Origin of the sequence: Arsenophonus sp. aPb (assembly GCF_029873475.1) — a bacterium.
Taxonomy (GTDB): domain Bacteria; phylum Pseudomonadota; class Gammaproteobacteria; order Enterobacterales; family Enterobacteriaceae; genus Arsenophonus.
The window spans coordinates 2011609-2024354 of the sequence record NZ_CP123499.1 but is presented as its reverse complement, the minus strand read 5'-3'; the positions used below and the strand labels follow the sequence as shown (position 1 = coordinate 2024354).

15 protein-coding genes are annotated in these 12746 nt (G+C 38.3%); 13 read left to right on the top strand and 2 right to left on the bottom strand.

Annotated features, from left to right (window positions below):
* Positions 1-7: 7 nt before the first annotated feature.
* The gene (locus QE177_RS09080) at positions 8-1633 is read right to left on the bottom strand and encodes a PD-(D/E)XK nuclease-like domain-containing protein (RefSeq protein ID WP_280548935.1); all 1626 of its coding nucleotides are present in this window, start codon (positions 1631-1633) and stop codon (positions 8-10) included.
* A 453-nt stretch (positions 1634-2086) separates the two neighbouring features.
* Entirely contained in the window at positions 2087-2677 is a 591-nt protein-coding gene (locus QE177_RS09075) for a helix-turn-helix transcriptional regulator (protein WP_280548933.1), read from the bottom strand.
* A gap of 32 nt (positions 2678-2709) precedes the next feature.
* Between QE177_RS09075 and QE177_RS09070 the strand changes: the two genes are divergently transcribed.
* The 13 genes from QE177_RS09070 (at position 2710) to QE177_RS09010 (ending at position 12726) form a co-directional block, all read left to right on the top strand.
* The gene (locus tag QE177_RS09070; RefSeq protein WP_280548931.1) at positions 2710-3030 is read left to right on the top strand and encodes a hypothetical protein; all 321 of its coding nucleotides are present in this window, start codon (positions 2710-2712) and stop codon (positions 3028-3030) included.
* 27 nt (positions 3031-3057) lie between these two features.
* Positions 3058-3369 carry a hypothetical protein gene (locus QE177_RS09065; protein WP_280548928.1) on the top strand — a complete coding sequence of 104 codons (312 nt, stop codon included), beginning with the start codon at positions 3058-3060 and terminating at the stop codon, positions 3367-3369.
* Complete coding sequence (locus QE177_RS09060) at positions 3369-4265, top strand: DnaT-like ssDNA-binding domain-containing protein (RefSeq protein ID WP_280548926.1); 897 nt, start codon at positions 3369-3371, stop codon at positions 4263-4265. Before QE177_RS09065 ends, QE177_RS09060 begins: the two co-directional genes overlap by 1 nt.
* Positions 4234-4704 (top strand): replication protein P, encoded by a 471-nt coding sequence (locus QE177_RS09055; RefSeq protein WP_280552255.1) that lies wholly within the window; start codon positions 4234-4236, stop codon positions 4702-4704. Before QE177_RS09060 ends, QE177_RS09055 begins: the two co-directional genes overlap by 32 nt.
* Before the next feature lie 226 nt (positions 4705-4930).
* Positions 4931-5476, top strand: a complete 546-nt coding sequence (locus QE177_RS09050; protein WP_280548924.1) for a hypothetical protein — start codon at positions 4931-4933, stop codon at positions 5474-5476.
* A gap of 174 nt (positions 5477-5650) precedes the next feature.
* The gene (locus tag QE177_RS09045; protein ID WP_280548922.1) at positions 5651-6868 is read left to right on the top strand and encodes a hypothetical protein; all 1218 of its coding nucleotides are present in this window, start codon (positions 5651-5653) and stop codon (positions 6866-6868) included.
* A gap of 52 nt (positions 6869-6920) precedes the next feature.
* Positions 6921-7652 carry a hypothetical protein gene (locus QE177_RS09040; RefSeq protein WP_280548920.1) on the top strand — a complete coding sequence of 244 codons (732 nt, stop codon included), beginning with the start codon at positions 6921-6923 and terminating at the stop codon, positions 7650-7652.
* 44 nt (positions 7653-7696) lie between these two features.
* Positions 7697-8266 (top strand): terminase small subunit, encoded by a 570-nt coding sequence (locus QE177_RS09035; RefSeq protein WP_280548918.1) that lies wholly within the window; start codon positions 7697-7699, stop codon positions 8264-8266.
* Entirely contained in the window at positions 8259-9734 is a 1476-nt protein-coding gene (locus tag QE177_RS09030) for a terminase (RefSeq protein ID WP_280548916.1), read from the top strand. Before QE177_RS09035 ends, QE177_RS09030 begins: the two co-directional genes overlap by 8 nt.
* A gap of 165 nt (positions 9735-9899) precedes the next feature.
* Entirely contained in the window at positions 9900-10109 is a 210-nt protein-coding gene (locus QE177_RS09025; protein ID WP_280548915.1) for a hypothetical protein, read from the top strand.
* A 7-nt stretch (positions 10110-10116) separates the two neighbouring features.
* A complete protein-coding gene (locus QE177_RS09020) occupies positions 10117-11775 on the top strand; it encodes a portal protein (protein ID WP_280548914.1) in 1659 nt (552 codons plus the stop codon).
* Positions 11772-12089, top strand: coding sequence for a hypothetical protein (locus QE177_RS09015; RefSeq protein WP_280548913.1), 318 nt, complete (start codon positions 11772-11774; stop codon positions 12087-12089). Before QE177_RS09020 ends, QE177_RS09015 begins: the two co-directional genes overlap by 4 nt.
* The gene (locus QE177_RS09010; RefSeq protein WP_280548912.1) at positions 12076-12726 is read left to right on the top strand and encodes a peptidase; all 651 of its coding nucleotides are present in this window, start codon (positions 12076-12078) and stop codon (positions 12724-12726) included. Before QE177_RS09015 ends, QE177_RS09010 begins: the two co-directional genes overlap by 14 nt.
* The last annotated feature ends 20 nt before the right edge of the window (positions 12727-12746 follow it).

The following is a 12746-nucleotide window of genomic DNA, read 5'->3' as shown; positions in this document are numbered from 1 at the left end:
AGATACATTAAGCTGCGTTTAGTTGTAGTTGTTGTAATTTTTGTTGCTCAAAATCATTTAGATTAATGGTAAGTGTGGTGGTGATTGGCTCTGGCCAATAGTTGGTTTCAATAGCTTGATTAATATCGCGTAGCGTTTTTTTATATTCTAAACGCCCAAGTTCCAATAACTCTGGTGAGGCTTCGACAATAGCTACCCAATGGTAATTTTCATCTTTGTTAACAAATAGCCAGAAGAATTGATCCAGCATGGCGATATCACAGTACATAGCCGCGCTAACATGATAATCACGATTAATAATTTCACGCTTGATCATGGTTTGCATCATCTCTTGCTTGAACCGGCCTAACGATGCGGATTTCAAATCAAAGCCAATGCGGTGATCATCTGATAACTGAATTTCCAGATCGGGGCGTACTCTAATTTCTAAGCCGGTCTCTTCATCAATACCGTAGTAACTCACTTCTACTGCTTTAGTGGGATGATTAACTAGCTTGCTCGTTTCTGGATGTTTAAGGACCGCATGTTGCATCGCCTTGGCTAATTGATATTGCTCATCAGTAACACGAATACGTGAATTATCATTTATCCATGCCTGCATTAACTCATCAGCGAATACCGCATCAGGCTTAATGGATTTAATAATCTGCATCAGCTCCTCTTTTTTGCCACTGGTTTTTAATGGGTTTGGTTTGTTACGCTCAAGATTTGCTAAATCAGCATTGATAATTTGTATCTGATCAAGCAGATTTTCTCTATTGCCTGTTGTTTTTAATGGAATAGGTAGCGTTGCATTGTAATTCTTAATGCAAGCTTTCATTGCAATAGCGGTGTGTTTATTGTCGCCAGGAATTGTTTTGAATGCCTCTGGTAATGACATATAGCCCTGGCCGATTTCTTCTAAGCTGCCTGATAATGAAAATGGCTCTGGTAGTTTGGCATTATGTTGCTCAATGATTGCTTTTAGTTCATCCAGACTCATTGGTTGAGGTAATTTGGCGTTATGCTGCTCGAGCCATTTTTTCATTGAATCAGTATTGGTAAATGCATGATCGGGTATTGCTGGTGGCAGACTGAATTCAACCGCAACTTTTTCCGGCTCTAAAACTAGGGTGTGGAATAGATTGCCGAAGTCTAACGCTTCGGTTCGTTCAAATTGAATTTCTTTAGTGATGTGACGACGATGATAATACATCAAGCTGATGCGAGCATCTTTTAACATGGTACTGCTAATGCCAGTAGATGCATGGTATACGTTATTGGCTATATCTGTGTATCTACCAGGTTCAAAATAAACGTTTTGTTTATCTTTGTTGGCAGTAACAATGGTAGCAAAGTAGTCTTTTTTATATTTTGTTGATTGATATTGATGGATGTTATTGATCACATGACACAAAGCATCAATAAATTGATTGTCGTCTAATTCAAATAAATGTTTTGATGAACTACCGGCTAAGATCATCTGAAAAATTAAATCATCATATTTTGCCCATTCACTGTTTGATTTATCTCCGGCAATACGGGCGATTAAATCATCGACTTGTTGCTCGCTTGGTGTATCGTTGGTACAGCAGATTAAAATTGCGATGGCTAAATTGGTATTTAACCGTGTCTGGCTATTATCCGATCCCATGTGCTGATCCTTATTAATTATCTAAAAATAAACAATATGTTTATCTTTTATTGCATTAAAAAACCCCCGGTTAAAGGGTTAGCATAGATTTACTCACCATAGGTCACTCATTGAATGACCTATAATTAGTTGTTCATTTTGCGTTTCCACATCTCTTTCTGTCAGTGTTGCCCGTTCACGACTATTCTCGTTCTCACGTAGTGCTAATCTTCCAGACAGCTGGATCTCAACTATCTGTACATCGCATTTTTGCGTAGGGGTCTAAACAGTAGCTATGTGCTGTTACGACTTTCTATATTGTTAAAGAGCGTTAACCTATTTGGTTAATATATGATAAATAATAACCCTTAAATGATGGTTGTCAATGGTAAAAAGCAAAAAAGATAAACTATTTGTTTATCCTTTTCTGGGGGATAGAGTTTGTGAAAGGGAGTTTATTGATATAACTATTTGTTATTTTTGATATTTATTAATAATGAACTCAATGAAGTCGTTGATTTTTTCTTTTTCTGACCAGGGTAGTTCAGCATATTTTTTATGATCATACTGCAGAATATCTTTATCATTGGGCGGGATCAGCAATTCATAAGGTTTACGTCCTAGCGCATTGGCAATCGCTTCCAGGCTATCGATAGTGGCGCTGGCTTCATTTTTTATAATTCGATTTATAGTTGATTGCCCAAGTCCTGATTTTATCGAGAGCTTTGTTTGTGATTTGATGCCATCAACCATCATTAAGGTCGTAATATTATCGCTCAGTATTTTACTGGTATCGGTTAGTGCTCTTTCGGAATTATCTTCCATAACATCATTAAGATGGTCTTTATCCATCCAATACTTGGGAGTACGCGTTAAATACTCTATTTTACGCGCAGTATGATCACTAATGTCGCGGTGACTTTTCAAATCGGACGATGATAAATAACGTGATATTACGTTAGGCGCACATTCTAACGCCTCAGCGAGTCTTCTCTGCTTGCCATCGTAATATTTTTCGATGATATAAATTAAGTTGTCTCGACGTATATCACGAATACTTTTCACAATTTATCCCCGTTAATTTAGTTGTTTCATTAATGTTTAATCTGTTTATATTTATTAAAGCGGTATTAAACATTTCGGTAAATGCAAAAAATGTTTACAATTTTCTTGTTGTTTATCTTTTTGAGGGTGATATGGAAAATTTTAACTTTAAAAATTTTTGGAACGGTTTGAATAAATTAGAAAGAAAAGCTTTTGCTAAACAGGTCGGACTAAGTGAAAAATATATTGCTATTCATGTAAGATACTTAACAAGAAATGTTAGTTTACAGTCAGTTATGAAATTACATAAAGCATGTAATGAGTTTGGTATGAATGTTTCGTTAGAGCAATTTATGCAATATTTTATTAAATAGTCACGTTGTCAGCTAGGCGTATTTTTTTTGTTTATAATAATAAACAAATATCCTTTTATGGTTGATTTATTTTTGTTTGCTATTTATTCTTACTGCACAACCGAGTATGAACAGGGAAAAATAATGAAAATTATTAGCAGGAAAGAGGCAGTTGAATTTGGGCAAACGCGTTTTTATACCGGCAAACCGTGTAAGAAAGGACACATTGCAGAGCGTTTCACAAGTAACGGTGTTTGCGTTACCTGTGCGGCAAAACATGCATCAGATTATCGCAAAGAGATTAACCGGCTGTTGCAGCAGGCAAGAAAAATGGTGAGGGCGGCTCAGGAGGTTAGTTAATGGCCAGTAGCTGGATAAAGGTTGAAGTCATAACCCCAGATAAGCCTGAGATTTATCAGATTGCCGAGATACTCAGTATCGATCCTGATGCTGTATTGGGAAAGTTGATAAGAGTTTGGGCTTGGGCTGATTTACAAACCTTGGACGGTAACGCTGGTAGCGTTACCAAAAGCGTAATAGATCGTCTTACTTTTGTTACTGGTTTTGCTGATGCATTAATTCAGGTTGGCTGGATGAGAGAAATAGATGGCAAATTGATGTTGCCAAATTTTGACCGCCATAACGGAGAATCATCGAAAAAACGGGCCCTTACAAATAGAAGAGTTGCAGAGCACAGGAAAAAAAAGAAAAGAAATGTAACGCATGAAGCGTTACAAAATGCGTTACCAGAGAGAGAGGAAGAAGAAGAATATATAAAACATACTCTCTCTAATGAGATCGCAGAAAATTTTGAATTTTCACGGACAGAAAAATTTGTAGTCTGTTCGGGTTGGCAACCTGACGCAGATTTTTTGCAGAAAGCCGCCTATTGGGGGACGGTACTTGATACACCCGTTACCGAAACTGAATTAGCGGAATTTATTGCCTACTGGTGTGCAGAGGGAAAAGCAAAACATCACGACCAATGGCAAATCACACTGGCAAAAAGTTTGAAGTATCAACGTTCAAAACAACGAAAAGGGGCACGACATGCACAATCAGCATTCAAATCTGATCCGGCGGCAGGAAAATCCAAAGCCATGCAGAAGTTCTATCAACAAGTCAGAGAAACATATGGATCAGAAGCTGTTGAAGCTCTGGAAGCAGATGATCGATCTCTATGGCGAGAAATGGACGAGCAAGAACGGGACAACACCGTCATTGATGTGGAAGCAAGCGATAAGCGCCTTAAGTGACGCCCAGTTAGAATTAATTTTTAAATTCTGTCTGGCTCGTTGTATGAAGGGCAATCCATGGCCACCGGAACTGTCTGATGTTATTGCTGAGCTAGCGGCTAAATCAGTGAAACAGGATCCTTTCGGCATTAGTGATCATAGCATGCTTAACGATTGGAAACGTTATTGCAGAGATAAGGGAATGTATGATAGTGCCGAGTTATATCCATTTAAACATCCAGTGCAGTATTGGATTTTTACTGATCTGCATAGGAAAATGATCGATATGTGTTTGACTGAGGGTGAGATTGAAAAACAGCTGAAAAAAATGCTGATCGATTGGTCAGAGCGGGTAGCCAATGGAGGATCAATATCAAAACCCATTATACGTTTAGCTGATAGATCACGACCACGGCCTGCTTGGATAGATATTATTGAAAAGGGTAAAAAGCAAACCTGAGCGGGTTATTTTTTTATTGTTAAAATAATAAACAATTTGTTTATTTTAAATGGAAAATATTATCAAATAAGGTTTGTTATTTGGCCGGTTTTAGATGTTGGGGTATAAGCGAAAACTTAAGGGTAAAGTTACCCAAAAATAAATAAAATCATCAACTTATTACCATAAGGTAAGTTAGTGATTGTAATGTGTAAAGCTTGATTAAGAGTGGTAAGGAGTTATGACTATGAAATTAACAATTAAGAAAAACACATTATTAGCGTTATTACGTTGTCAAGCGCGTAGTGATGTTAGGTATTATCTTAATGGGATCTGTTTTCGTGTTGACGGCAAGATTGTTTCTACAGACGGCTATGTTCTTGCTTATGGTCAACATGAAAATCAAATTGAAAATGAGGTGATCATAGCGATAGATAAATTATCAACAAAACAATTCGAATATGCCGTCATTAATACGGAAGAAAATCTATGCCAACTGTACGACGAAAATGAGGTATTAGTTGGTGTAACAATGGCTAAGTTAATTGATGGAAACTATCCAGATATCGATAGATTAATCGCTAGGGTCACAACTAATTTACATCAAAATGGTGTTTGTCAAATCGGCTTCAATGCCGGATTTTTAGCTAAATTAGAGAAGATAGCTAAGTTATTTAATCCTCAATTTCCTGCGGTAAAACTGCTTTTAACATTGGAAACTGACGCCTGTTTGTGTGAACTCGGTAACAACTATGAGCAGATGAACGTGTTAGTTATGCCAGCTAAGGTTTAATCATTTCATGTAACTGAGTGATGAAGGCATGAGAATGATAAAAAGTGAGGAAAACAATTATGCTAATGCGTTACTTTAAATTTGTATTGTTTTGGTTAGTTATTGTTTTACTGATTGGGTTATGGGGGTATTATCGTGCTTAAGACAAATCATTATTAAATGAGGGATAGTGCGTTGAAAATATTTTGGGAAACGGTTCTATTCTACTATTTACAAGAAAAAAAAGCTTTAATTATTGATTCTATTAATAAAGAACAAGATGATTATCTTCTTAACGTCAATGAATTAGATTATGTGAGATATAAGTCAGATGAGGCAAAAGTTGAACCATTAGAGATTTATGAAGATAAAATGTATGTATCATCCTATGAGAAGATGATTTCTGCAGAGCGTTTTTCTCGATCCTATTTAGTTAATCAAGGTATAAGTTATAAAAAAAATGTTATCAGGTTTCATATTCCATTTAGTGGAGATAAAAATTTATTAGGATGTTCACCAAGTACTAAATTAGTGTGGACTGTAGAGGTAGAGGTTAGTAATCAAGAGATTACGTTTGAAATAATTAATTATAATAATAATAAAGAACAAATATCAAACGATAAAGATTCTATAATGCGTGGTATATTAGAACAAGCAAGAAATGTATCTAAAGATGTTAATATATATAATTCAGGTATTAATGCTCAAATAAAAGATGCATTTGAATTCAGAAAAAGAAGTCTATTAAAAAAGAATAATGTCTTGGCTTCTCTTGGTATACCAATAAAAAAATCATGCAATATATCATCAACTTTTTCTGTGTCAGCACTAGAAAAAAGAAAAAAAATTTCTGTAGTACGACCTCAAGTCACAGAATCCGTCTTTACGCCTGAGCCATGCCTTGATAAAAATACTTATGAAGAAATTCTAAAGTTGATACATGATGTAGGTAAAGTATTTGAGCGTTTACCTAGTCTCTATGCAAATAAAGAGGAGGAACACCTTAGAGACCATTTTCTAATGATGCTTGAACCAAATTTTGCCGGTTCTGCAACTGGAGAAACATTTAATAAAAAAGGAAAAACAGATATCTTATTAAGGTATGATGGTCATAATGTGTTTATTGCTGAATGCAAATTTTGGCGAGGAAAGAAAGGATTCCTAGACACTATTTCGCAGTTATTAGGGTATTTAACATGGAGAGATTCAAAAGCTGCGGTAATAATGTTCGTTTCAAATAAAGACTTCACTTCTGTTATAAAAACATCAAAGGATGAGATTACTCAGCATCCTAACTTTATTAAATTTTTAGGTACTAAAGATGATACTTGGCTAAACTATATTTTCCATTTAAATAATGATAGAAATCGTTTAGTTAATTTAGCGATTATGTTGTACCACATTCCCAAATAATATATTAATTTTAAGGTTGGTTATTAGAAAGTTTAAATCTTTATGGTGAGTTATGGAAAATGTTGATTGGGGGTTAGTTGTTGCAGTTTTATCATTGATTTTTACGGCAATAGTAAGTTTTTTAACTATTAGGTATACAAAAAAATCATTGGAATATACAAAAAAATCTACAGATATAGCAAATAAGTCCTTACATGCAGCTCAAAAATCTATCGAAACATCAATTGAAATATATAATAAACAAAAAAAAGATAATAATTTAGAAAAAGAAGAATCGAATAAGGCAAAATTGAAAGCTATCAAAAAAACCATTAAATTTAAGTTAGAGAGAAATTATATTTTATATAAAGGTATTGTAAATACTTTTGATGCAATAAAAAATGATGAGGTAGTAGAAATAGATTTTCAAGAATTTAAATTTGATGATTTTGTTGTTTCATGTAGTGATGGAAGTACTAGGAGCTTTAATACAAATATTAAGTCTATATGTAATTCAGTTGAACTTTTTTATGAAATTTATCTATTAAATGAAAATTTTGCAACAAAATTGATAGCACTAAATGAACAATATATAATATTAGAAAATGTACTTAACATTTTTTTAAAATTAGCCAGTAATGAAAATTATGATAATAAATTTAAAATTGATATGTTGAGACCTATAGTTATTCTTTTTTATCGTGGTGTTGTTAGTTATGGTGATTTATTGAATTCCGTATATCTTGAATGTGATGATAGAAATAAATCTTTATCTGAGTTGTATAATAAATACTTTATGATTTGAATATCATCTTTCCTATGGTCATAATAAACAAAGAGGTACTCATTATGACCACCCAAAAACAACGAAAAAAGTCAACCCGAAAACCCAATCCCCTTAACGCGCAAATGGAGCGTTTCTGTCAGGAATATATCAAAGCGCCTGATAACCAAACCAACGCCGCCATTGCTGCCGGCTATGCCGAAATCAGCGCTTGTAAACGAGCCTCTCAACTGATGAAAGATGCGCGGGTTATTGACCGTATTGCCCAGCTGATGCAACAGCGCAATAAACGTACCAAGATGGATGCAGACATGGTACTGAAACGACTGGTCGATATGCTTGACGCTGATATTGGTGATATTTTAGCGGCAAACGGTGATATAAAACCGGTAAAAGAGTGGCCAGCTATTTGGCGTAAAAGTGTAGCGGCATTTGACGTTATTGATATTAACGATGACATTAGATTAAAAAAAGTCAAACTGTTGGATAAAGTGAAAATTCTTGAATTAGTTGGCCGCCATGTAGATGTTAATGCCTTCCGTGATCGTTTGCAGGTTGATGTTAATATTACCTTAGCCGATAAATTAGCGGCGGCACGTAAACGTGCTTTTACGGATGCAACTGCCAATGAATGAAGTTATCACCGCCGAAGGGCAACTGATCGAAGATATCGCCTCATTTACCCATGATCCGCTTACTTATGTGCGTTATGCTTTTCCCTGGAGAGAAAAAGGTACTGAGTTAGCAGCGGTACAAGGGCCGCGCCAATGGCAAGCAGAAATCTTTAACGAAATTGGTCAACACTTGCGCAATCCAAAAACGCGCTATCAACCATTACAAATTGCTCGTGCTTCTGGTCATGGTATTGGTAAGAGTGCCGCAATAGCGATGTTAATTAAATGGGCGCTAGACACGTGTGAAGATTGTAAGATTGTCGTTACCGCTAATACTGAAACGCAATTAAGAACCAAAACCTGGCCAGAAATAATTAAGTGGCAAAGATTATCTATTACTAAACAATGGTTTAGCTGTATGGCGACTGCAGTCTATTCCAACGATCCTAATCATAATAAATCATGGCGTGCCGATGCGGTGCCCTGGTCAGAAAACAATACGGAAGCCTTTGCCGGTTTACACAATAAGGGTAAAAGAATTCTTTTGATTTTTGATGAAGCGTCGAGTATTGCCGATCTGGTGTGGGAGGTAGCAGAAGGGGCATTGACGGATGAACAAACGGAAATTATTTGGCTGGCCTTTGGCAATCCAACACGTAATGAAGGTCGTTTTCGTGAATGCTTTCGTAAGTATAAACACCGCTGGAAGACTAAGCAGATCGACAGTCGGACGGTTGAAGGCACCAACCAAGAACAAATAAAAAAATGGGCGGCGGATTATGGCGAAGATAGTGATTTCTTTAAAGTCCGGGTGCGCGGTATTTTTCCTTCAGTTTCTGAGACGCAATTTATTGCTACTGGTTTAACCGATGCTGCCATGAAACGTACCGTAACTGCTGCCGAAGTAGCGCATGCGCCGATCATTATCGGTGTTGATCCGGCTTATTCTGGCGCTGATGATGCAGTGATCTATTTACGCCAGGGGCTGCATAGTAAATGCCTGTGGACAGGCAGCAAGACCACTGATGATATTGTGATGGCTAAACGCATTGCAGATTTTGAAGATCAGTTTGCTGCGGATGCGGTGCATATCGATTTTGGCTATGGTACCGGCATATATTCTATTGGTATCAACTGGGGGAGGGACTGGCAGTTAGTGCCGTTTAATGGCGCCTCAACCGATCCGCAGATGTTAAACAAACGTGGCGAAATGTATAACAGTGCTAAAACCTGGCTTAAAATTGGTGGCGCGCTTGATGATCAAGAGACCGCCGAAGATTTATCGACACCGGAGTATAAAGTTAGGTTAGATGGAAAAATAGTTTTAGAAGCCAAAGCAGAGATCAAAAAACGCATTGGTCGCTCGCCAGGCAAAGGCGATGCTTTTGTATTAACATTTGCTTATCCTGTCACAAAAAAAGAGAAACATTTTCATTTATCGGCCCAAGCTTCCGCCAGTGCGGAACAAGATTACGATCCCTTTGCATAAGCAATAAAAAAACCCTCAATTAAGAGGGCAGTAAGCGCAATAAGCTACAAGGATAATAATCAATGTTAATGATAAACAAAATGGTATATATTTTTGTTTTAATTGTCAATTGAGCGGTATAATATATCTTATAAGATTTTTTGTTTATTTTCTTAAGAGGTTATTATGTGTGTTTCAGGCCCTAAAGTAGAGGTACCGACACCGCCGCCGATTCAGGCCGCACCGCAAGAGCAAGATGCCATTGTAACCAATAGCCGAGAAGAAGAATTACGCCGTAGACGAGCCGCTGCCGGCCGTAAGTCAACGATCCTCACTGGTTCGCAAGGAACAACCGGAACAGCTTTAACTAGCGGCAAGACACTACTGGGTCAATAAACGGGATGTGGAGATGAGTTTAAAACAAGATTTGTTATCACAACTCGCACAATTAAAAAGTGATCGTCAATCATTTGAATCCCATTGGCGTGAACTGGCTAACTTCACTCGTCCACGTAGTACTCGTTTTATTGTCTCAGAGGTTAATCGTGGTGATCGACGTAATACGACCATAATTGATCCAACTGCGGTTGAAGCCTCACGCACCTTATCCAGTGGCATGATGTCAGGTATCACCAGCCCCGCGCGCAAATGGTTTAGGTTAGCAACTCCCGATCCGGACATGATGAACTACAGTCCGGTGAAAATATGGTTAGAGACAGTAGAAGAACGAATGAATGAAGTCTTCAATCGTTCCAATATCTATCAGTCATTACCGCAACTTTATGCCGATATTGGCACATTTGCTACTGGTGCGATGGCTGTATTAGAGGACAGCGCGCGGATCATTCGAACCGTGCCATTTCCGACCGGCAGTTATTACATTGCCAATAATCCCGATTTAACCGTTGATACCACCTTTCGTGAATTTAGTATGACCGTCAGGCAAATGGTAATGGAGTTTGGTCTTGAAAATGTCAGTTTTCAAGTGAAAAACTTATGGGACTCAGCGCAATATAACCAGTGGCTACCAGTCATTCATGCCGTCTACCCAAATTTAAATCAAATTAATAGCCAAATGAGTGCCAAAAATAAACGCTTTAAATCGGTTTATTTTGAGTTGGGCGGTGATAATGAAACCCTTCTGCGTGAATCGGGTTTTGATGAGTTTCCTATTATGGCTCCGCGTTGGGAAGTCAACGGAGAGGATGTATACGGTTCATCTTGTCCAGGCATGATAGCACTGGGTAGCGCGAAGGCATTACAACTGTTGCAAAAACGTAAAGCGCAGATGATTGATAAAATTACAAACCCGCCAGTAAATGTGCCTGCTACGTTAAAAAACCAACGCGTGAATTTAATTCCAGGCGGCATTAACTACGTCAGCATGGCCACGCCAGATCAGATGATCAAACCGGTTTTTCAAATCAATCCCGATATTAATAGCTTAATTCAGGATATTGCCGATACCCGAACACGTATTGAATCAGCCTATTTTGTTGATCTATTTCGCATGATGCAAACCATCAATACCCGCTCTATGCCGGTCGAAGCGGTGGTGGAAATGCGGGAAGAAAAATTATTAATGTTAGGGCCGGTTCTACAGCGGCTTGATTCTGAACTGCTGGATAAGCTGATCAATCGTACATTCTCAATTATGGCCCGCAATGCTTTATTGCCTATCCCGCCCGAAGAGTTACAAGGCACTCAACTTAAAGTTGAATATATTTCGGTGATGGCCCAGGCACAAAAAGCGATCGGCGTAAGCAGCATTGAGCGCTTTGTGGGTTTTGTTGGTGGCTTAGCCCAGATGAAACCAGAGGCGTTGGATAAGCTGAACACCGATGAAATGATCGACTCTTATGCCGGTGCTATTGGCGTATCGCCGACAATGGTTTCCTCTAATGATCAGGTTGCGGTTATCCGTCAGCAACGGGCCGAACAGCAAGCGCAGATGCAGCAAATGCAGCTGGCGCAGGCGGCTATTGATAGCGCGCAAACTTTGAGTAATACCTCAATGGATAAGGAAAGTGCACTAGCGGCACTGGCAGGTAGAGCGCAATGACAGATTTTTTTGATGAAAAATCCTCAGCTGAGGAAAGACTAAAACAGCGCTTGAAAATAGAGCGAGAAGCGGAAGATATCAAACATGTGATGTCATTAGAACAGGGGCGCCGCTTTATCTGGCTGCAACTGACTACTAGCGGTGTTTTCTCTTCCTCTTTTAACCATGATCCCTATGTGACTGCATTTAATGAAGGTAATAGAAATCGTGGCCTGGCGCTATTGAACGACATTATGACTATCTGTCCTGAACGGTATCTGGAAATGGCAGAGGAAGCACGCAAAGAGCAGGAGAAAAACAATGAATTTATTTGAACGTTTATTAGATCGCCGTTTATGTGACCAACTCCCAGCAGAAGGGGGTGACGCTGGTGGCGCAAACACGCCAATCGAAAAGCCAGCCGCCGCAGTGAATGCACCACCAGCGAACAGCAATGATAATGAGGCCACTAATAAATCTGTAGAAGTTAAGCCAAACAATGCGCCAGAAAACCCGATTAACGCGCCTGACAAATATGACTTTAAAGTCAGTGAAGGACAGCAGCTTGATGTTACTGCAGTAAAAGAGTTTGAGCCGATTGCCCGTGAACTGGATTTAAGTAATGAGCAAGCGCAAAAATTGGTTGATCTCTATGGTGCCAAGATCATGCCGCAAGTGATAAAGCAGCAGGCGGAACAATGGCAACAACAGATTGACAGTTGGGTTAAGACGGTTAATGAAGATCAGCAATTAGGCTCTGTTGAGTCGATCAATCATGCGCAAAAAGCGCTGAAAAAATTTGGCTCACCGGATCTTAAACAGTATTTGAATGATACCGGATTGGGAAATCATCCTGAGTTAATTCGGGTTTTTGCCAATATCGGCCAAGCGATGGCAGAGGACAGTATGGTGACCGGTAATATTAATGGCCAAATTAGCGCAGCAGATGTTCTTTTTGGTGATAGTAAATAGGGTATAGGAGAGAGATAGGC